General features: G+C 68.5%; 19 protein-coding genes. 14 read left to right on the forward strand and 5 right to left on the reverse strand.

The genetic code is table 11. The features are described from left to right. Window positions 1–12 precede the first annotated feature (12 nt). The 3 genes from V5F61_RS10325 to V5F61_RS10335 form a co-directional block, all read right to left on the reverse strand. On the reverse strand, window positions 13–1,134 hold the full coding sequence (locus V5F61_RS10325) for a carboxylate-amine ligase (RefSeq protein WP_393988342.1): 1,122 nt from the start codon (window positions 1,132–1,134) through the stop codon (window positions 13–15). A gap of 260 nt (window positions 1,135–1,394) precedes the next feature. Continuing rightward, window positions 1,395–2,126, reverse strand: a complete 732-nt coding sequence (locus V5F61_RS10330) for a 16S rRNA (uracil(1498)-N(3))-methyltransferase (protein WP_393988343.1) — start codon at window positions 2,124–2,126, stop codon at window positions 1,395–1,397. Between the two features lie 493 nt (window positions 2,127–2,619). Continuing rightward, on the reverse strand, window positions 2,620–3,753 hold the full coding sequence (locus V5F61_RS10335) for a polysaccharide deacetylase family protein (protein WP_393988344.1): 1,134 nt from the start codon (window positions 3,751–3,753) through the stop codon (window positions 2,620–2,622). 312 nt (window positions 3,754–4,065) lie between these two features. Here V5F61_RS10335 and V5F61_RS10340 point away from each other — a divergent pair, with 312 nt between their 5' ends. Further along, window positions 4,066–4,932, forward strand: a complete 867-nt coding sequence (locus V5F61_RS10340) for a tRNA nucleotidyltransferase (RefSeq protein ID WP_393988345.1) — start codon at window positions 4,066–4,068, stop codon at window positions 4,930–4,932. Window positions 4,933–5,201: 269 nt separating this feature from the next. Here V5F61_RS10340 and V5F61_RS10345 read toward each other — a convergent pair whose 3' ends face one another. Further along, complete coding sequence (locus V5F61_RS10345) at window positions 5,202–6,233, reverse strand: ABC transporter substrate-binding protein (protein ID WP_393988346.1); 1,032 nt, start codon at window positions 6,231–6,233, stop codon at window positions 5,202–5,204. A 447-nt stretch (window positions 6,234–6,680) separates the two neighbouring features. Here V5F61_RS10345 and V5F61_RS10350 point away from each other — a divergent pair, with 447 nt between their 5' ends. The 13 genes from V5F61_RS10350 to V5F61_RS10410 all read left to right on the forward strand — a co-directional run bounded on the left by V5F61_RS10350 (window position 6,681) and on the right by V5F61_RS10410 (window position 18,679). Beyond that, window positions 6,681–7,076, forward strand: coding sequence for a carboxymuconolactone decarboxylase family protein (locus tag V5F61_RS10350; RefSeq protein WP_393988347.1), 396 nt, complete (start codon window positions 6,681–6,683; stop codon window positions 7,074–7,076). A 273-nt stretch (window positions 7,077–7,349) separates the two neighbouring features. Continuing rightward, window positions 7,350–8,360 carry an ABC transporter substrate-binding protein gene (locus V5F61_RS10355; protein ID WP_393988348.1) on the forward strand — a complete coding sequence of 337 codons (1,011 nt, stop codon included), beginning with the start codon at window positions 7,350–7,352 and terminating at the stop codon, window positions 8,358–8,360. A 38-nt stretch (window positions 8,361–8,398) separates the two neighbouring features. Continuing rightward, window positions 8,399–9,235, forward strand: coding sequence for an ABC transporter ATP-binding protein (locus V5F61_RS10360; RefSeq protein WP_393988414.1), 837 nt, complete (start codon window positions 8,399–8,401; stop codon window positions 9,233–9,235). Then, entirely contained in the window at window positions 9,228–10,127 is a 900-nt protein-coding gene (locus V5F61_RS10365) for an ABC transporter permease (protein ID WP_393988349.1), read from the forward strand. The genes V5F61_RS10360 and V5F61_RS10365 overlap by 8 nt, the downstream gene beginning before the upstream one ends. Window positions 10,128–10,147: 20 nt before the next feature. Next, complete coding sequence (locus V5F61_RS10370) at window positions 10,148–11,041, forward strand: LysR family transcriptional regulator (RefSeq protein WP_393988350.1); 894 nt, start codon at window positions 10,148–10,150, stop codon at window positions 11,039–11,041. Window positions 11,042–11,188: 147 nt separating this feature from the next. Then, the gene (locus V5F61_RS10375; protein ID WP_393988351.1) at window positions 11,189–11,977 is read left to right on the forward strand and encodes an RraA family protein; all 789 of its coding nucleotides are present in this window, start codon (window positions 11,189–11,191) and stop codon (window positions 11,975–11,977) included. Further along, window positions 11,977–12,918 (forward strand): DUF1932 domain-containing protein, encoded by a 942-nt coding sequence (locus V5F61_RS10380; protein ID WP_393988352.1) that lies wholly within the window; start codon window positions 11,977–11,979, stop codon window positions 12,916–12,918. The genes V5F61_RS10375 and V5F61_RS10380 overlap by 1 nt, the downstream gene beginning before the upstream one ends. Before the next feature lie 53 nt (window positions 12,919–12,971). Next, complete coding sequence (locus V5F61_RS10385) at window positions 12,972–13,649, forward strand: 4-carboxy-4-hydroxy-2-oxoadipate aldolase/oxaloacetate decarboxylase (RefSeq protein WP_393988353.1); 678 nt, start codon at window positions 12,972–12,974, stop codon at window positions 13,647–13,649. A 17-nt stretch (window positions 13,650–13,666) separates the two neighbouring features. After that, window positions 13,667–14,641, forward strand: a complete 975-nt coding sequence (locus V5F61_RS10390; RefSeq protein WP_393988354.1) for a quinone oxidoreductase family protein — start codon at window positions 13,667–13,669, stop codon at window positions 14,639–14,641. Window positions 14,642–14,696: 55 nt separating this feature from the next. Next, the gene (locus V5F61_RS10395; RefSeq protein ID WP_393988355.1) at window positions 14,697–15,887 is read left to right on the forward strand and encodes a mandelate racemase/muconate lactonizing enzyme family protein; all 1,191 of its coding nucleotides are present in this window, start codon (window positions 14,697–14,699) and stop codon (window positions 15,885–15,887) included. Window positions 15,888–15,911: 24 nt separating this feature from the next. Further along, the gene (locus V5F61_RS10400) at window positions 15,912–16,565 is read left to right on the forward strand and encodes a 4-carboxy-4-hydroxy-2-oxoadipate aldolase/oxaloacetate decarboxylase (protein WP_393988356.1); all 654 of its coding nucleotides are present in this window, start codon (window positions 15,912–15,914) and stop codon (window positions 16,563–16,565) included. A gap of 22 nt (window positions 16,566–16,587) precedes the next feature. Continuing rightward, a complete protein-coding gene (locus V5F61_RS10405) occupies window positions 16,588–17,967 on the forward strand; it encodes an FAD-binding oxidoreductase (protein ID WP_393988357.1) in 1,380 nt (459 codons plus the stop codon). A gap of 22 nt (window positions 17,968–17,989) precedes the next feature. Next, a complete protein-coding gene (locus V5F61_RS10410; RefSeq protein ID WP_393988358.1) occupies window positions 17,990–18,679 on the forward strand; it encodes an RraA family protein in 690 nt (229 codons plus the stop codon). A gap of 138 nt (window positions 18,680–18,817) precedes the next feature. Here V5F61_RS10410 and V5F61_RS10415 read toward each other — a convergent pair whose 3' ends face one another. Next, complete coding sequence (locus V5F61_RS10415; RefSeq protein ID WP_393988359.1) at window positions 18,818–19,126, reverse strand: hypothetical protein; 309 nt, start codon at window positions 19,124–19,126, stop codon at window positions 18,818–18,820. Between the last annotated feature and the right edge of the window lie 35 nt (window positions 19,127–19,161).

Here is a 19,161-nt window from a genome sequence, read left to right on the forward strand (position 1 = left end):
CGCCGGCCGGGCTCACTGCAGCGTCGCCTCGGCGAGCCAGGTCTTCACGGCCTTGAGCGCCTCGGAGCGGTTGCCGGTGCGGTGCTGGGCCTCCTGGTAGACGGCGATCTGCACATCGGCGCTGGTGCCCGCTTCCGCGATGGTGCGCACGTGCATCAGCGCGTCGAGGCAATCGAGCGCCTCCGCATCTTCGGCTACCAGGTTGACGAGCCCCTCCACGGCGTCGCGCACTGAGATCGCGCGCCGCTGGGCGAGGTCCACGAACGAGCCGTGGACGCCATAGCGCTGGGCGCGCCACTTGTTCTCGTCGGCGATGGCCCTGTCCACCGCGCCCACGTCGCGATTATGGTGGGGGTTGCGCACGAGGAACCGCGCCAGAGCGCGATAAAGCGCGGCGATGGCCACCGAATCTTCGATGCGGGTGCAGCTGTCCGGCGCGCGCAGCTCCAGGGTCGGCAGCTTGCGCGAGGGCCGGATGGCCCACCACACATAGCTCGAATCCTCGATCGCCCGCGCGGAAACCAGCGCATCCACGTAGCGCTCGTAGGCGGCGTTGTTCTCGAACATGTCCGGCAGGCCGGTCCGGGGCAGCTCGTCATAGGCGGCGAGGCGATAGCCCATCAGGCCGGTCTGCTTGGAGCCCCAGAAGGGCGAGGACGTGGCGAGCGCGATGAAGTGCGGCACATAGGGCACGAGCCGCCGCATCACATCCACCCGGTCGTCCGGTTCCGGCAGCTCCACGTGAACGTGCAGGCCGCACACCATGTTGCGCTCGCCCAGCATCTTCAGATCGTTCATGAGGCCGTCGTAGCGGTCGACACGTGTGGCGCGGGCGCCGTCCCAGGTGGCGGTGGGGTGGGTGCCCGCCGCGATGAAGCCCAGGCCATGGCGCGCGGCCACGGCGCCGGCAGTCTGGCGCAGCTGGCGTAGCTCTTCGTGCGCATCGCCCGCCGTGGTCGCGGGCTGGGTGGCGATCTCGATCTGCGACTGGAGCAGCTCCACCGTGACCGAGGTTCCGAGTTCCTCCCTCAAGGCCTCGTAGAAGCCTGGCGGCATCCGCCGTTGCACGGCCTTGGTGTCGGCGTCGACGACGAAGAACTCCTCCTCGATTCCGAATCGATAGTGCTGCGACATCGCCTCCTCCAAAAAATTATAATGAAACGATTGCCTGTTCGCCCCAGCAGGCCTCAACAGCGCCGAAAGACTGACGCAAAATCCGACAAAAATGGGGCATAGCTCCCAGGGTTGCATCAATGGGGAGGACGAAAGTCGCGTGCAATGCAACATGACAGCCTCAGGAAGCGAGGATTCGACTTGATTTTGCAGCGCACGAAAAAGATGAAACAAAACAAATTCTAAATATCTCTCCTTCTCTGTGGGCCACGCGAAGGGGACTACATAACGCTACGCGCGGCCTCCACCAGGGCCAGCGCGGCAACCGCAGCCGTATCTGCCCGCAGAATGCGCGGCCCCAGTGAAAGCGTCACCGCCCGCGGCAGCAGCAGCGCGCGCTCCTCTGGCGCGAAGCCGCCCTCCGGCCCAACCAGCACGCTGACCGGCCCTGCCGGCGCGCCTCGTAGCGCGGCGACAGGATCGCTCTCCGCCGCGGCTTCGTCGCAGAAGACGAGCACGCGCTCAGCCGGAAGCTGCGCCACCCACTCAACCAGCGGGCGCGGCGGATTGACCTGCGGCAGGGTCAGGATCCCGCATTGTTCCGCTGCTTCAACGGCGTTCGCGGCCATGCGTTCCAGGTTCACGCGGGAAACCTGGGTGTAGCGGGTTACGACCGGGCTCAAGATGCCCGCCCCCATCTCCACCGCCTTCTGCACCATGTAATCGAGCCGCGCGTGCTTGAGGGGCGCGAAGGCATATTCCACCGTGAGCGCCGCCGGCTGCGTCCGCATGCGCTCAAGCACCTCGAACTTCACATCCCGCTTGCCGGCTGCAATGCGGCGCGCGCGCCACTCCCCATCCCGCCCGTTGAACAGCAGAAGCTGCCCGTCCACCGCGAGACGAATGACGTTGGCGACATAATGAGCCTGCTCCGGCGGCAGGGCCACGACCTCACCTTCGAGCAGATCGCCTTCCACACAAAGGCGCTGTGCATTGAAATCGTGATCGGGCATGGCTGGCTTCCTTTCGCGCCTGTCAGGCTCAGCACGAGCCCGCGGCGATGACAAGCACCCGCCGCACGCGATTTGGGAGAGGCCTTCCCGTCGCCGGAGAAAATCGATGCACTGCGGGCGCTTCTCCGGGGAAGCCCGACCCGCAGTGCATCCCGGTAGCCGTCGTCGCCCCCGGCCGACGTCCACCACGCCTGACCGGCACAGCCACCTTGCCGCATTATGGCACCGCCGGCATCCCCCAAATGAGAGATGCGCACCGGAACCCATCATGAACGGAGGGGACTGAGCACCGAGGCGTTATGGCAACTCCTGGCCAAGCAGGTCGCGCGCCTGACCATCGGCGCCGCGCATCCGAGAACGATCAAGCGGATGTTGGAAATCTGCCGCAGGGAACCGGCACGCACGGCCTGCCGACGCTGGGGCTATGGAATCAGGCGACCACGAGCGCACACGCACGAAAGCCCTAGGGCGAGCCATGCGGCTCGCCCTGGCATCAGAACAAGCTGCTGCCGTTCGAGGCGGAAACCGGGGCCGGACGCTTCACGGGAGCAGCCGGACGCGGCGCACCGGACGCCCCCATGGCCTGCCCCGAGGCCGCTGCCGGTTTGGCGCTCGCGGCCGCCTGGGGCTTCGGCTTCTTGCGTGGGGGCTGCGCCGCGGGGTTGAGCGAGGCCACCTGCTTCGGCGGCGCGGGCTTGTTCATGGCGATCAGCTCGGAAACCGTCACGAACTTGTAGCCCTTCGCCAGCAGCGCATCGAGCACGCGCGGCACCGCCGCGACCGTGGTGGCGTGGATGTCATGCATCAGGATGATGCCACCCGGCCGGGTCTGTGCCATCACCTTGTCGTAGATGGCCTGCGCGTCGCGGTTCTTCCAGTCGAGGGAATCGGCCGACCAATACACCATGGTGAGGCCGAAGGTGTCCTCGATATGCTTGCGCAGCGCCGGCGTCATCGCGCCATAAGGGGGGCGCAGGTAGATCGGGTCCTTGCCGATGGCCTTGCGAATGGCCGCAGACGTATCCGCCACCTGCCGGTCCGCCTCCGCGACGCTGACCTTCGGCAGCTGCGGATGGTTCCACGAATGATTGCCGATCTCGTGGCCGGCGGCGACCATGCGCTGCAGCATCTCCGGATTCTCGGTCGCGCGCGTGCCGACCACGAAGAAAGTGGCCTTGACGCCGCGCGCTTCCAGGATCTTCAACAGCTTGGGCGTGGTTTCCGGGTTGGGGCCGTCATCGAAGGTGATGGCGATATAGGGCCCGTCCACCTCGCACGAGGTATAGGCCAGGAAGCGATGGCCGCCGGCCGGGGCGGCGGTGGGCGCCTGCATGCCGGCGCTCAGCGGCGTGCTCATGGGACCGGGTGCGACCGCAGCAGGGGAGACAGGCGCTGCGGCGGGGGCGACGGGCGCCGCCAGCAGCGCGGCGGCAGCCTGCGCGGACGCGGCCGAGGCTGGAGCCGCCGCCTGGGCGAGCCGCACCGGCGGCGCCGAAGGCGCGACGGCGGGCTGGGCGGCACTGGAGACGACCGGCACCGCAGCGACATCCCCCACCGGAGCGGACGACACCATCTGGCTCCACGCGAGGCCAAGGCCCAACGCGCCGGTCGCCAGAAACGCAGACATGGCCACTAAAGCTCTCACAATGCCGGCTTCCTGAATTGTTCCGCGGGACAATAACGCAATCTCACTCGCTTCTATGGACAAATTGTGTACGGCTGCCGGGCGGAGGTGCGGAAAATCCGGAGCCGATGCGCTCCGGCCACAGGTGCCGGGCGGGGCGGCAAGAGGCGTCACGGCGGCATTTCGCGCGCGGCGGTGGGCTTGAGGCCGCCGCAGCGCGCATGGGTGCGATGCAGCAAGGTCGCGGCAAGTGCGGGTGAAGACGCGACACTCTTTATCTTGCGCGGCGCGGCCATACGGTGGTCCACTGGGGAAATGGATCGCGCCCCGCCCTCATTCCCCTCTGATCTGGTGCAGCTTGAGCCCGGCCTCGGGCTCCTGCGCTTCGCCGCCCTGCTGTCCGAGGGCGCGGAGGCGGACGACGACACCCTCGACGCCATGTTCGAGCAGATGGAGATCGGCGCGCTCGACCGGATCTCGCCCACCGACATCTGGCGGGAGCTGTCCGCCGGCCTCATGGGCCCCCGTCCGTCCGCCATGCTCAAGGCGCTGCGCGCGGGTGGGGTGCTTGAGGCCGTGCTGCCGGAGGTCCACGACCTGTTCGGCGTGCCGCAGATCTCGGACGAACCCGGCGAGGTGGACCTGGGCGAGCTGCTGCTGCGCTCCCTGGATGAGGCCGCCGCCCTGGACGCGCCTGTCGACGTGCGGTTCGCGCTGCTCACCATGAATGTCGGCAAGGCCGATTCCCCGCGCGAGCACCTGCCCGCCCATTACCGCCACATGGAGCGCGGCGCGCCGCGCATCGCCGCCATCGCCACGCGCTTCGGCGTTGCGCCCGCCTGTCGCGACTTCGCCTTGCTGGCGTTGCGGGAATGCGAGCGGGTGCACCGTACTTCCGAGGTGCGCGCGGGGCCTGTCGCCGCCATGCTCGCGCGCCTCGACGCCTTTGACGAACCCGAGCGCTTCACGCGCCTGATGATGGTCGCGCGCTGCGATTATTTCGGCCATGGCGGGCGGGCGGAGACGACATATCCCAAGGCGAGGCTGCTCGCCCGCGCGCTGGAGGCGTGCGCGGATATCGACCCGGCCGGCTTCGACACGGACGACGACCTGATGACCGCGCGCGCCGCCGCTATCGCCCGCGCCTTCCGCTCTCAGCGCTGGTCCGACGAGACGGCCTGAAGGCGCCAGCGACGTTATCGCCTTCCATCGCTTTAAGCCGCCGATGGCGGAATTTTGCCGGAAGCCGCTCTCTGGCGCATGGCTCCCACCCCTCGTGGGCGGCCGCCATCGAGGGACAGGACGCACGGAATCCGCCCTGGTGAAGCGGCCACCTCGGCCTCATTCCCCATAAGCGCGCGCTCGTAGGCACCGCATGGCCTGCGGTGCCTGCCAGCGCTCAGGCCGGGCGGTTCAGGCCCTTTTCCCCGGAGAGCCGGAGCGCGGGCGACTCAGCTGCCGGGCCCCTCGCTGACCGGCGGGAAGAACACCTCCCGCCAGGAGCTGATGGGCGTCTTCAGCTCGCCCATGCGCACCAGGAAGTCCGCCGCCTCCTGGAGGCCATTGGGCACGGTGGAGTATTCGTCACGATTACGCGCGATCACCTCCCGCATCTGCGCGACGGGCAGGGACGACGGCTCGGCCTCTATATAGATGTTGGTCACCTCGTCTGGATTTTCGCGAATATAAGCATTGGCCCTGTTCAGCGCGGCAATCACCACCGGCAGGATATCCGCATTGTCGTTCACGAACGACTGGATGGCGCCGAGATAGGCGTTGGTGGTGTCGGGATTACTGAAATCCCGCGAGGAGGCGATCTGGTGCACCCCCGGATCGGCCGAGACGATTTCCGCAAACGGGGAGATGCTCACATAGGCCTGGATCGACTTGGCCTTGGTCAGCGCCACCACGGATTCGGAGTGCGGCAGCAGCACCAGCTGGTTGTCGAAGCGGTTCACCTGATCCTTGCCGAAATAGTGCTCGGCCGCACGTTTCAGGTAAAGCACCTGCGCGCTCTTGGGGCCCTGCACCGCGATCTTGTCGGTGGGGCGGATGTCCCTGATGCTCTTTACCTCGGGCTGGTTGGAGAAGATGGGGAACTGTCCCTTCCAATAGGCGCACACCCCCTTCAGGTGATAATCGCCCTTGGTCTTCTCATAGGCGTTCAGCAGCGCCTGGCTGCCGAGGGTGCCGAGTTGCACGTTGCGGCTGAGGATGGCGTCGATGAGCGCGGTGGCCACCGAAAAGCGCCGGAGCTGGAAGGTGGCGCCGGCAAGGCCGGCATCCCGCGCGGCGGCATCGAAATAGCCGAGCTTGTCGGCGACGATGAACGGCAGGAACGGCAGGCCGTAATTAATGCCGATGACGAACTCGCGCGAGGCCGCCAGCGCCGGGCGTGAGAGGGCGGGCGACAGGGCGGACAAGGCTCCCAGCGCCGCCGCCCCCGCCTTGAGGACGCCGCGCCGATTCAGCAACGTGTTCATGATGCTTCCCCGCGGGGCGCTGCACATCGACGCCCCGAATGATGACTATTTTTAGCGATTTGCTGCACGATGATCCAGCGTCGGAAATCCGCGGCGCGATTGGAAGCGAAGATTTTCGATTGCTGGACATCGCCATTCACCGCCCACCAGCGCGCGGCGGCCCCGCCCCAGCCGGAGAATGGCGGATGAGGCAGCTGCTTAGCCGCCACCGGCCAGGCCGGGGCTCAGGCATGCACCGCCCGTAAATTCCATTTATCGATCGATATAGATAAAATTAATTCGCTCTTTTCGATCGGTGCGCCGTGGCAGATTTCGCTGGAGCTGCGCGGGGTGCCCCGCGATCGCCGCGGGAGACGGCGGCCCGTGTGTCGGGCACCATCCCACCCGTGGAGGGCAGTCCATCGCCCAAGGCGCCGGACTGCCGAACGCGGAAGGAGAAACGAGGCCATGGCGAAGCCGAAACCGGTCGCCTATTCCGATGCGCCGGATGCCGTGAAGGCGGTCTTCGACGATATCATGAAGACCCGGAACCTGAGCGATGTGAACAACTTCTGGAAGTATCTGGCCAACGACCCGGCAACCCTCGAGCGGACCTGGGCGAGCCTGAAGCAGGTGATGGCGCCCGGCGCCCTCACACCCCTGATGAAGGAGCTGATCTACGTCGCGGTCAGCATCACCAACGGCTGCGGCTACTGCATCGCCAGCCACAGCGCCGCCGCCGCCAAGGCCGGCATGAGCGACGCCCAGTTCGCGGAGCTCGTCGCGGTGGTGGGCATGGCGAATGAGACCAACCGCCTCGTCAACGGGTACCGGGTACCCGTCGATCCCGCCTTCGAGGAATAGCCGCTTCGGCGGGATGCGCGGGGGCCGCCGGGCGGCCGCCGCGCGCCTTCCATCGCTTTCTGGGGACTTAGCGCGCCCTAAATCACGTAAAATTTTTGTTTTTAAAGCAGATGGACAAACTATAAAAGTTATTCGATAGATTAGATGAATTTTGTGAATTGGTCCGTGCATCCCCGATGAAGCCAGCTGCTGTTGAAGCCAAGCGCTCATGCGGGGTGGGCACGGCGGGCTGATCGCCTTCCGGCGAAAGACAGATCCGAGGACAGAGTCCAGATGACGCTCATCACCCGCCGCCGGGGCCTCGCCCTTCTCGCCGCCGCCGCGGCGACGCCCTTCATGCCCCACGTGGCGCGTGCCCAGGCGAAGACCCTGGTGCTGGGCGTGCAGTTCGGGCTGCCCTACCTCGGGTTCCTGGTGGCGGAGAGCCGGGGCCTGTTCAAGAAGCATGCGGAAGCCGAGGGCGCGGACGTGAGCTTCGAGCTGAAGCGGCTCAGCGGCCCCACCGCCCTCACCGAAGGCTTGCTGAGCAACACCATTCACATCGCGGCCCTGGGCATGCTCCCGCTGCTGATCGGCTACAATAAGAGCCGCGGCACTTACGACATGGGCGGCATCAGCGGCTACTGGAAGGGCACCTACACCATCTTCGCCAATGATCCGGCGATCCGCTCGGTGTCGGACATCCGCCCGACGGACAAGATCGCGGTGCCCGGCCCCAATTCCTCGCAGGCCCTCGTGCTGCGCCGCGCGGCGGCGAAGCTGTTCGGTCCGGGGGAAGCCAAGCGCTTCGACCGCCAGCTCGTGTCCCTGCCGCACCCCGACGCCGTCGCCGCGCTGACCACGGGCAATACGGTGCAGGTCTATTTCGCGACCTCGCCCTATGCGGAGATCCTGGCGCGCGCGCCCAATGTGCACGTCATCGGCACCTCGCAGGAGTTCAACCCGCCGGGCATGAGCAATGGCGTGGTGGCCGGCCTTGCCGCCACCGTGCGCGACAATCCCAAGGCCATCAAGGCGTTCCTCGCTGCCCTGGATGAAGGCAACCGCTTCATTCCGGCCAATCCGGAGGAGACCGCGCGCATCTACTTCGCCGCCGAGCCCTCCAGCCTCACCGACGCGCAGAAGATCGAGGTGATCCGCAACAACGTGGATGAATACGCCCTCACGCCCAACGGCGTGATCGAGACCGCCAATTTCATGGTGAGCCTCGGCCAGCTGCCCCAGGCTCCGGCCCGCTGGCAGGACGTGTTCTTCCCCCCCATCAACACCGGCGCCGGTAGCTGACGCCGGCCGTGCCCCAACCGAGCGCGCCCGCCATGAACATGACCCGGCCACTGGCCCACACCCTGGCGACCGCCACCCCCCTGCCCCAGCAGCCGCTGCTGCTGGAGGTGGATGGCGTGACGCTGCAATACGCCACGCGCGAGCGCATCGTCACCGCGACCCACCGGGTCTCGTTCGACATGCTGGAGCACGACCGCTTCGTGCTCCTCGGCCCCTCGGGCTGCGGCAAGTCCACGCTGCTGAAGAGCATCGGCGGCTTCCTCGACCCGGTGGAAGGCGAGATCCGGCTGAACGGGCGCAGGGTGAAGGGGCCGGGTGCCGACCGCATGTTCGTGTTCCAGGAGTTCGACCAGCTCCTGCCTTGGTACACGGTGCTCGAGAACGTGGTCTTCCCCATGCGCTCCACCCGCCGCTTCCCGCGCGCCGAATGGCGCGACCGCGCGCGGCAGGCGGTCGAGAAGGTCGGGCTCGGCAAGTTCGCGGATGCTTTCCCCCACACGCTTTCCGGCGGCATGAAGCAGCGCGTCGCCATCGCCCGCGCCCTCGCCATGGAGCCGAAGGTGCTGCTGATGGACGAGCCCTTCGCCGCCCTCGACGCCCTCACGCGCCGGCGCATGCAGCAGGAGCTGCTGGACCTGTGGCAGGAGGTGCGCTTCTCGCTGGTGTTCGTCACCCACTCCATCGAGGAGGCGATCGTTCTCGCCAACCGCATCGTGGTGATGACCCCGCATCCCGGCCAGATCATCGCCGAGCTCGATGCCACCCGCTTCGGCCACGCCCATTCCGGCAGCGACGAGTTCGTGGCTTTCACTAGGAAGATCAACAGCATGCTGTTCGGCACGCAGGACACGGCGAAGGACACCGCCCATGGCTGAGAGCGCCCTGTCCGGCCCCTCCGACGCCTTCGAGCTGCCCGAGCGCGCCGACATCACCCGTCCGCTCGCCCCGGCGGGCGAGATCGGCGACATTTCCCACCGGATCGGCCTGTGGCGGCGCCTTGCCGACACCACCGCCCTGCGGCGCGCCCTGGTGCTCCTGGTGCTGGCGGTCGCGTGGGAGGCTTACGCCCGCTACGCCTCCAATCCGCTGATGTTCCCCTCCTTCACCGATACCCTGGCGGCGTGGTGGACGGGCGTGCGCTCCGGCGAGCTGGTGCTGGCGGTGGCCGGCACCATGAAGGTGCTGCTGCTGGGCTACGGCGTCGCGGTGGTGCTGGCGGCGGTGCTCACCACCTTCGCCATCACCACGCGCTTCGGCACCGATGCGCTCGCCACCATGACCGCCATGTTCAATCCGCTGCCGGCCATCGCCATCCTGCCGCTGGCGCTGCTCTGGTTCGGGCTCGGGGTCGAGAGCCTCGTGTTCGTCATCGTCCACTCGGTGCTGTGGGCGGTGTCGCTCAACACCCTCACGGGCTTCCAGTCGGTCAGCCAGACCCAGCGCATGGTGGGGCGCAACTACGAGCTGGGGCGCATCGGCTTCGTGGCCTTCATCCTCATTCCGGCGGCCTTCCCCTCCATCCTGTCCGGCCTGAAGATCGGCTGGGCGTTCGCCTGGCGCACCCTGATCGCGGCCGAGCTGGTGTTCGGCGTCGCCGGCAATTCGGCGGGCCTGGGCTGGTACATCTTCCAGAACCGCAACGCGCTGGAGACCGCAAACGTCTTCGCCGGCCTGTTCACGGTCATCCTCATCGGCCTCGCGGTGGAGGGCATCATCTTCCGCACCCTGGAGGCCGTCACCGTGCGGCGCTGGGGCCTGCAGGGCTGAGCGGGGCGGCGGAACGCATCATGGTCACGCTCAAACAGATCGAGGCGGTGCACTGGGTGGAGAAGCTCGGCAGCTTTCACGCGGCGGCCGAGCGGCTCAACACCACCCAATCCACCATCTCCAAGCGGGTGCAGGAGCTGGAGGGAAGCCTCGGCATCCCCCTGTTCGACCGCGCCAGCAACGGCACCCAGCTCACCCTGCGCGGCCGCGAGCTGCTGGGGGATTTCTCGGCCATGCTGCGCCTGCGGCAGAACATTCTCCAGAAGGCGGGCATCGACACCAGCTATTCCGGCCACTTCCGCCTCGGCGTCACCGAGATGGTGGCGCTCACCTGGCTGCCGCAGCTCATCCGCTCCATCCGGGCGCTCTATCCGGACATCGTGCTGTCCACCAGCGTCGATCTCACACAGAACCTCTTGAAGAAGCTCGGCGCCTACAAGCTGGACCTCGCCCTGTGCCCGGCGGTCCATGTGGAGGAGGCGGCCGCCTTTCCCAGCCTGCGCCTCAGCGCCCTGGAATCGGCCTGGATGTGCGCACCCGAGCTGGCGTCCGGCCGGCGCGGCCTGCTGACGGCTGGTGACATCGCCGCCATGCCGCTGCTCACCTTCGCGGAAGGCTCGCTGCTGCACCAGACCATCACCAAGGCGCTGAACGAGCGCGGCTTTTCCCCGAAGCACACGATCACCTGCTCCAGCATGATCGCCCTGGCCGAGCTGGCCCGCGCGGGGCTCGGGGTGTCGTTCCTGCCACGGGACTATTTCCATGGCTTCGGCGCGGGATCGCTCTCCGTGCTGCAGACCAATCTCGTCATCCCCCCGCTGGAATACGCGGCGGTCTACCGGGAGGACTTCATCGCGCTCCAGATCGCCGATCTGGCGCGCGAGCACTGCAGCTTCGCCTATCCACGACCATGACCGCGCCCCGTGCGCCCGGGACGTAGCGCATGCGGAAAGACGATCGGGCTGCGCGAAAATAATTCCCTTTCATGTTTCTCGCGTTTCGAAAGAATTCGCCGCGCGATGAAAGTCGTTCACGACAGGTGGCGACCGGACGAGAATAAAATGAGCACCCAAGACACGGACATCCGCGAGCAACTCAAGGCCTATGAGGGCAGGCTGCTCGGCCTCATCCCGGCCGAGCGCATCCGCGCCGTTGCCTTTCCGCGGCCGGAGGCGCGCCTTATCGCCCGCTATCGCGCGCTGCCGGATCTCACCTCGTCCATCGCCGATATCCTGGATGCGCACGGCGTGGACACGGCCATTCCGACCACGCTCCTCGCCCCCATCGCGCCCGGCCAGCGCATGGTGGGACCGGCGGTGACGGTGAAGCACGGACCGGCCCGGCGCAATGCCGGCTACAACGTGGCCAACGGCACCTCTCCCAAGCTCGGCGCCCTCGATGAGGTCACGCTCTCGCAGCCCGGCGACGTGATGGTCATCGACGGCAGCGCGGTGCCCGGCGCCTCCAACATCGGCGGCATCATGGCCACCGCCGTGGCCAGCCACGGCTTCGCCGGCGTGGTGGTGGACGGCTGCGTGCGCGACACCGAGAACATGCGGCGCATGGGCCTGCCGGTGTGGGCGCGCGGCGCCACCCCGCGCACCGGCAAACATCGCATGGAGCTGATCGAGTTCAACGGCACCGTGGACATTGCCGGCGTGCAGGTGCGCCCCGGAGACCTGGTGCTGGGCGACAGCGACGGCATCATCGTCGTGCCCCTCGACCTCGCGGAGGAGGTGGTGAAGCGCGCCGAGGAGGTGGCGGAACGCGAGAGCGTGCTCATCAAAGCCCTCTCCAGCGGCGCCTCGGCGGAGGACAGCGCGGCCATCATCGCCCCGGAGAAATGGTGATGGCCTCCTCGGGCGAGAACCCGGACCTCGGCCTCGCCTTCGTCGGCTTCGGCGAGGCGGCTTCGCATATCGCTTCCGGCCTGCGCGGCGCCGGTGTGGGCGGCATGAGCGCCTACGACGTCGCGATCGAAGGCGGTCCGCGCCGCCCGCTGCTGGAGGAGCGCGCCGCAGCCGCCGGCGTGCGGCTGCTCGCCTCTCCGGCCGGCCTCGCGGGGGCATGCCACGTGCTCGCCCTGGTGCAGCCGGCGGCAAGCGTTGACGCCGCGCGGATGGCGGCGCCCCATCTTGCCGCCGGCGCGCTCTACGTCGACCTTTCCTCCGCCGCCCCGCAGGCGAAGCGCGAGAGCGCCGCCATCGTCGAGGCTTGCGGCGCGCGGTTCGTGGACGGCGCCATCATCGGCTCCGCGCCCACCTCGGGCCATCGCGTGCCGATCCTGGCGTCTGGAGACGGGGCGGAAGCGTTCCGGATGCGCTTCGGCGCCCTGGGCATGGACATCACGCCGGTGGCGGGCGGCATCGGCGCGGCGGCCGGCATCAAGCTGGTGCGCTCCATCCTGGCCAAGGGGCTGGAGGCGCTCTACGTGGAGGCGCTGCTGGTCGCCGAGCGGGCCGGTGTCACCGATGCCGTGCTCGACACCTTCTGCGCCTTCCTGGACGCCCGCCCGGCCCGCGACACCGCCGCCATGCTCTTGAAATCCCACGTTGTGCACGCCGCGCGGCGGGCCGACGAGGTGCGCATGTCGCGCGATCTGGCGCGCGCCGCCGGCCTTTCCCCGCTGATGACCGAGGCCATCATCGCCGTGATGGAGCAGACCGCCGCGACCGACGTGGCAACCGCGCTCGGCGGTCGCCAGCCGCCGACGCTCGGGGATGCGCTCCATGCGCTCGACGCCGCGTTGGCGCCGCCTTCCCACGCCGCGTCCGCAACTGGCGCCGCCTGAACGCGCCGGCAAGACAACAGGCAAGATAACCGCCAGGACAACAGGAGCCTCCCATGGCCCAAGCCCATCTCACCCCCGCAGCCCAGGACCTGAAGGATATCGCCGCCCGGCTGCTCGCCTTCGGTTCGGCCCTGGTGTTCGATTCTCAGGGCCGCATCGGGGCGCTGCAGTCGAACATTAAGCCGCTGTCCCATGACATGCGGATCGCCGGCCCCGCCTTCACCTGCGTGTGCGAGCCGGGCGACAACCTGACGCTGCATGCCGCGCTGAAGATGGCGCAGCCCGGCGACGTGCTGGTCTGCGACGCCCAGGGCGCCACCGAGCAGGGCATGTTCGGGGATGTGATGGCGAGCTGCGCCAGGGGGCGCGGCCTTGCCGGCCTCGTCACCGACGGCGGCGTGCGCGACCGGAGCACCATCATCGAGGTGGGCCTGCCCGTGTTCGCGGGCAACGTCTGCATGAAGGGCACCGTGAAGGAGGTGCTCGGCCCCATCAACACGCCGGTGACCCTCGGCGGGGTGGAGGTGCGGCCCGGCGACCTCGTGATCGGCGACGCGGACGGCGTGGTGGTGGTCGCGGCCGAGCGCGCCGCCGCGGTGCTGGAGGCCTGCCAGGCCCGCGCCGCCAGGGAGGCGGCCCTCATCGCCGCGCTCAGGGGCGGCAAGACGCCGTGGGAACTCAACAACCTCAGCGCCGTCCTCGCCGCCAAGGGCGTGGCGGTGGACTTCTGAGCGGCAGGGGAGACACCATGAGCAACGCCATCCTGATCCGCGCCACCGGCGGCCCGGAAGTGCTGGAATGGGCCGAGGTCGCGGTGCCCCCGCCCGGCCCCGGCATGGCCCTGGTGCGGCACAGCGCCATCGGCCTCAATTTCATCGACATCTACGTGCGCACCGGCCTCTACGCGCTCGGCGCGCTGCCGGTTTCCCCCGGCATGGAGGCGGCCGGCGTGGTGGAGGCGGTGGGCCCGGGCGTCGGCGGCCTCGCGCCCGGTGACCGTGTCGCCTATGTCTCGCCCGCGCCGGGCGCCTATGCGGAGCGGCGCGTTCTCGATGCCGGCCTGCTGGTGAAGCTGCCCGACGACATCAGCGACGAGGCCGCCGCCGCGCTGCTGCTGAAGGGCATGACGGCCGAGGTGCTGCTGCACCGCATGACCCATCCCACGGCTGGCGACACGGTGCTGGTGCATGCCGCCGCCGGTGGCGTGGGGCAGATCCTGTGCGCGTGGGGCGCCGCGCTCGGCCTCACGGTGATCGGCACCGTCTCCACCGCCGCCAAGGCGGAGGAGGCCGCGGCGGCCGGCGCGCGGCACGTCGTCGTTACGACGCGGGAAGACATCGCCGCGCGGGTCGCCGAGATCACCGAAGGGCGGGGCTGCGCCTGCGTCTATGATGGGGTGGGCGCCGCCACCTTCGCCGCTTCCCTGGAGGCGGTGGCGCCGTTCGGCGCGATCGCGAGCTTCGGCAACGCCTCCGGGCCCGTGCCGCCGGTGAACATCGCGACCCTGGCGCCGAAGTGCATCACGCTCTCGCGGCCGTCCCTGTTCCCGTTCCTCAGGGATCGCGGCCGGCTGGAGGCGATCTCCGCCAGTCTGTTCCAGGCCGTGCGCTCCGGCATCGTGCGCGCCCAGGTGGGCCGCACCTTCGCCCTCAGGGATGCGGCGGACGCCCACCGCGCCCTCGAAGGCCGCGCCACCACCGGCCAGACCCTGCTCATCCCCTGACTTCCGCACCCGGCGCCCCCCGACGCGCGCCGGAAGAACACCCGAGACGAGCGCCATGAAGATCGAACGGATCGAAACCTTCCTGTTCCACCCCGGCAGCGGCAAGAACCTCCTGTTCGTGCGCATCGAGACGGACACCGGCCTCCATGGCTGGGGCGAGGCCTATGTGGGGGTGAAGAAGGAGAAGATCGTCCAGAAGTACGTGGAGGCCATGGCCCCCTACCTCGTGGGCCGCAGCGCCTTCACCATCCGCCACATGGCGCAGGTGATGTTCGACGACTTCGCCATCCGCCGCACCTCGGTGGACTTCCTGTGCGCCTGGAGCGCCATCGAGATCGCCCTGTGGGACCTCGTGGGCAAGGCGGCCGGCCAGCCGGTCTACAACCTGCTCGGCGGGCCCTGCCGCGAGCAGGTGCGCATCTATGCCAACGGCTGGTGGTACGGCGTCACCAACATCGAGCAGACGGTGGAAAAGGCGCTGCAGGTGAAGGCCATGGGCTTCACCGCCCTGAAGTGGGACCCCTTTCCCGGCCCGTGGCGGACCTTCATCAGCCGCGCCGAGGAGGATTATGCGGTCGAGAACGTGCGCGCCATGCGCGAGGCGCTCGGCCCGGACGTGGACCTGCTCATCGACGCCCACCGCCGGGTGGCGCCGCACCACGCCGCGCGGGTGGCGCGCCGGCTCGAGGAATTCGACATCTTCTGCTACGAGGAGCCCTGCCTCTCCGACAACATCGATCTCGTGGCCGAGGTGCGCCGGGCCATCTCGACCCCCGTGGTGACGGGCGAGACGCTCTACACCAAGGAGCAGTTCGCCCAGGTGTTCGAGAAGCGCGCCGCCGACATCCTGAACCCGGATGTGTGCGCGGTCGGCGGCATCCTGCAGATGCTCGACATCGCCGCCATGGCCCACCCGCATGCGGTGGCCATCAGCCCGCACAACTACAACAGCCCCATCGTCGGCCTCGCCGCCACGGTGCACCTTTCGGCGCTGATCCCGAACTTCCTCATCGCCGAGTGCTTCATCAACCTCTCGGACGCCTGCGCCGAGATCGCCGCGCCGGGGCTTTCCATGAGCGCGGGCTGGGTGGACCTGCCCACCGCGCCGGGGCTCGGGGTGGATATCGATGTCGAGGCGCTCCGCAGGCGGCCCTACAAGGATTTCCCCCACAAGGACATGCGCCAGTATTGGGAGGAATTCCCGCGCAAGAATTACGTATGGGGCGTGGCCAACGTCACCCGCTGACAGCACTTCGCTAAGGATTTCACCATGAGCACCGAGACCTTCGACATCCTTTCCGCCTACACCGGCGTCACCGCGGCCACCGCGCACGAGGCCATGGGCCGCAAGGGCGCGCTCGATTCCGCCATCAAGCCGATCCGCTCCGGCATGAAGGTGCTGGGCACCGCCTTCACCTGCTCCTGCCCGCCGGGCGACAACCTGACCCTGCATGCGGCGCTGAAGCTCGCGCAGCCCGGCGACGTGCTGGTGGCCGCGGCCGCCGGCTTCACCGAGCAGGGACTGTTCGGCGACGTGATGGCGAGCTGCGCCAAGGGCCGGGGCCTCGCCGGCCTGGTGGTGGACGGCGGCGTGCGCGATGCCGCGGAGATCGAGGCCATGGGCTTTCCCGTGTTCGCCCGCGCCATCTCCATCAAGGGCGCGGTGAAGGAGACGCTGGGCGCCATCAATACGCCGGTGGTGGTGGGCGGCGAGCTGGTCTCGCCCGGAGACCTCGTCATCGGCGACGACGACGGCGTGGTGATCGTGCCCAAGGCGCTGATCGTGGAAACCGCCCGTGCCTGCACGGAGCGGGAGCAGAAGGAGATCCGCTTCCGCGCGGCGCTGCTGGAAGGCAACACCACGTGGGAGATGCTGAACCTCAACGCCCTCATGGAAAAGAAGGGGCTGTCGTTCCGGCTCTGAGCCGGGCGGCAGGCAGACGGACATGACGCGCGCCATCGACACCACCATCGGCGAGCTGGAGGCCCTGTTCGGATCGCGGGTCACCCGGTCCGAATCCGCCCGCCGGCTCCACGGGGACGATCTCTCCTATTTGCCGGCCATGCTGCCGGATGCGGTGTTCTTCGCCCAGTCCACCGCCGAGGTCAGCCGGGCGCTGGCCCTGTGCAATGCCCGCGGCACGCCGGTGATCCCGTTCGGCACCGGCACCTCCATCGAGGGGCAGACCCATGCCGTGAAGGGCGGCGTCTCCATCGACCTCTCGGCCATGAACACGGTGCTGGCCGTGCATCCTGAGGATTTCGACGCGGTGGTGCAGCCGGGCGTGACCCGCAAGCAGCTCAACGCCTACCTCAGGGACAGCGGGCTCAGCTTCCCGGTGGACCCGGGCGCCGATGCCTCCATCGGCGGCATGGCCTCCACCCGCGCTTCCGGCACCAACGCGGTGCGCTACGGCACCATGCGCGAGAACGTGCTGGCGCTGGAGGTGGTGCTGCCCGACGGCGAGGTGATCCGCACCGGCAGCCGCGCCCGCAAGTCCTCCACCGGCTACGACCTCACCAAGATGTTCGTGGGGGCGGAAGGCACCCTCGGCATCATCACCGAGGTGACGGTGCGCCTCCATCCCATCCCGCAGGCCATCTCCTCGGCGGTGTGCACCTTCGCGACCGTGAAGGGCGCGGTGGATGCGGTCATCGCCACCATGCAGTCGGGGGTGCCGGTGGCGCGCATCGAGTTCCTGGACGAGGTGGCCATCGAGGCCGCGAACAATTACTCCAAGCTCAGCCTCAAGGTGGCGCCCACCCTGTTCATCGAGTTCCACGGCACCGAGGCGGGCATCGCGGAGCAGGCGGGCCTCGTCGAGGGGCTGGCGCGCGATTTCGGCGGCGAGGGCTTCCAATGGGCCACCCGGCCGGAGGAGCGCGAGCGGCTGTGGAAGGCGCGGCACGATTCCAACCCCGCCACCCGCGCCCTGCGGCCCGGCAGCGCCACCTTCGCCACCGATGCCTGCGTGCCTATCTCCGCCCTCGCCGACAACATCCTCGCCGCCCGCGCCGATGCCGACGCCTCCTTCCTCCGGGCCAAGATCAACGGCCACGTGGGCGACGGCAATTTCCATGTCAGCTACCTCGTGATGCCCGGCGTGGAAGAGGAAATCCGCGAGGCCGAGCGCCTTGCCGCCGGCGTGGTGGAGCGGGCGCTCGCGAGCGGCGGCACCGCCAGCGGAGAACACGGCGTGGGCCTCGGCAAGCTCAGGTTCCTGCGCGCCGAGCACGGCCCCGCCTTGAAGCTGATGCGGACCTTGAAGGCCAGCATCGATCCCAACGGCATCATGAACCCCGGCAAGCTCGGCACCCTCGCCTGACACGCCCCGGAAAGAGGTTTCCATGTCCTTGTCCCCGCTCGCCGATTTCGGCGACCCGCTGCTCGCCGCCCTCGCCGGCTTCCAGGCCGCCACCATTTCCGACGCCATGCTCGGCCTCGGCCTGAAGGACACCGCCCTCGACCCCAAGGTGCGGCTTCTGGCGGGCCGGCGCATCCTCGGGCGTGCCCGCACCATCGGGCGCACGCCGCTGGCCGCGAACGCCGGACAGGCGGAAATGGCGCCCGACCACGGCTTCGCCATCCAGGAGGTGATCGACGGGTCAACGCCAGGCACGGTGATCGTCATCGCCACCCAGGGCATCGCCAGCCATGCCAACTGGGGCGGCAACATGGCTCACCGGGCGCGGCTCGCCGGCGCGGTGGGCGTCGTCACCGACGGGGCCATCCGCGATCGCGACGAAATGGAGGATTTCGGCCTGACGGTGTTCGCGCAGGGCAGCGCCGTGCGCGCCGGCCAGCACCGCTTCGCCACCACCGTGAAGAACGGCCCGGTGCATTGCGCGGGCGTCTACATCCGCCCCGGCGACATCATCGTCGGCGACGGTGACGGGGTCATCGTGGTGCCACCGGAGGTGGCGCTGGACGTGGCCGAAAAATCCCGCGCGCTCATCAGGACCGAAGCCGAGATGCACGCCTTCATGAGCGCCGGCCACTCCCTCTACGAGGCGGTGAAGACCTACAAGGTGCGCTGAGGCGCCTCAGGCTTTGGCGCTGAAAGCGCCATCGCGCCTTGCCGCTGGAGCGCGCTGGTTACGTTATCTCTCTCTGTCGTTTCCTGGCTTTCCGTGTCGTTTTATCCAGGATTAGACCGATCCTCGCGGGATAGGCTTTTACTTGGCCCCTCGCGCAGGGGAAGATGCTTGATGGCGGTCCTGCCCCCGCAGGCGCTTCCACAAGTAGTAGACCGCCGTGCGCGATGGCGTGCGGGAGGCGCCGAAGCGGTGTCGGCACGCCTTGAGCAGGTCCAACACGTCGGTGCCGATTCGTTCCGAGAAGAAGGCGATGACTTCGGGGTCCGTCGCGAGGGGCGAGCTTGGTGGGATGTCCCAGGTTCGCGCCGGATTCGTTTTGGTTCGCGCCTGTTCCCGCGGTCGACGCGCCAGAAGATCGGCGTATTCCGATGCCAGGATTGTCATCATGGCTCTGCCGGCCCCGGCGGGGGACGGCGGCGCAT

This window comes from Xanthobacter sediminis (genome assembly GCF_043195015.1).
Lineage (GTDB): Bacteria > Pseudomonadota > Alphaproteobacteria > Rhizobiales > Xanthobacteraceae > Xanthobacter.

Excerpts from the sequence above, each read along its gene's own strand:
- V5F61_RS10385 (WP_393988353.1), top strand. The coding sequence starts at position 12,972 with ATGGCCCAAGCCCATCTCACCCCCGCAGCCCAGGACCTGAAGGATATC.
- V5F61_RS10345 (WP_393988346.1), bottom strand. The coding sequence starts at position 6,233 with ATGAACACGTTGCTGAATCGGCGCGGCGTCCTCAAGGCGGGGGCGGCG.
- V5F61_RS10355 (WP_393988348.1), top strand. The coding sequence starts at position 7,350 with ATGACGCTCATCACCCGCCGCCGGGGCCTCGCCCTTCTCGCCGCCGCC.
- V5F61_RS10350 (WP_393988347.1), top strand. The coding sequence starts at position 6,681 with ATGGCGAAGCCGAAACCGGTCGCCTATTCCGATGCGCCGGATGCCGTG.
- V5F61_RS10410 (WP_393988358.1), top strand. The coding sequence starts at position 17,990 with ATGTCCTTGTCCCCGCTCGCCGATTTCGGCGACCCGCTGCTCGCCGCC.
- V5F61_RS10405 (WP_393988357.1), top strand. The coding sequence starts at position 16,588 with ATGACGCGCGCCATCGACACCACCATCGGCGAGCTGGAGGCCCTGTTC.
- V5F61_RS10325 (WP_393988342.1), bottom strand. The coding sequence starts at position 1,134 with ATGTCGCAGCACTATCGATTCGGAATCGAGGAGGAGTTCTTCGTCGTC.
- V5F61_RS10400 (WP_393988356.1), top strand. The coding sequence starts at position 15,912 with ATGAGCACCGAGACCTTCGACATCCTTTCCGCCTACACCGGCGTCACC.
- V5F61_RS10380 (WP_393988352.1), top strand. The coding sequence starts at position 11,977 with ATGGCCTCCTCGGGCGAGAACCCGGACCTCGGCCTCGCCTTCGTCGGC.
- V5F61_RS10330 (WP_393988343.1), bottom strand. The coding sequence starts at position 2,126 with ATGCCCGATCACGATTTCAATGCACAGCGCCTTTGTGTGGAAGGCGAT.
- V5F61_RS10365 (WP_393988349.1), top strand. The coding sequence starts at position 9,228 with ATGGCTGAGAGCGCCCTGTCCGGCCCCTCCGACGCCTTCGAGCTGCCC.
- V5F61_RS10375 (WP_393988351.1), top strand. The coding sequence starts at position 11,189 with ATGAGCACCCAAGACACGGACATCCGCGAGCAACTCAAGGCCTATGAG.
- V5F61_RS10415 (WP_393988359.1), bottom strand. The coding sequence starts at position 19,126 with ATGATGACAATCCTGGCATCGGAATACGCCGATCTTCTGGCGCGTCGA.
- V5F61_RS10395 (WP_393988355.1), top strand. The coding sequence starts at position 14,697 with ATGAAGATCGAACGGATCGAAACCTTCCTGTTCCACCCCGGCAGCGGC.
- V5F61_RS10360 (WP_393988414.1), top strand. The coding sequence starts at position 8,399 with ATGACCCGGCCACTGGCCCACACCCTGGCGACCGCCACCCCCCTGCCC.
- V5F61_RS10390 (WP_393988354.1), top strand. The coding sequence starts at position 13,667 with ATGAGCAACGCCATCCTGATCCGCGCCACCGGCGGCCCGGAAGTGCTG.
- V5F61_RS10340 (WP_393988345.1), top strand. The coding sequence starts at position 4,066 with ATGGATCGCGCCCCGCCCTCATTCCCCTCTGATCTGGTGCAGCTTGAG.
- V5F61_RS10335 (WP_393988344.1), bottom strand. The coding sequence starts at position 3,753 with ATGTCTGCGTTTCTGGCGACCGGCGCGTTGGGCCTTGGCCTCGCGTGG.
- V5F61_RS10370 (WP_393988350.1), top strand. The coding sequence starts at position 10,148 with ATGGTCACGCTCAAACAGATCGAGGCGGTGCACTGGGTGGAGAAGCTC.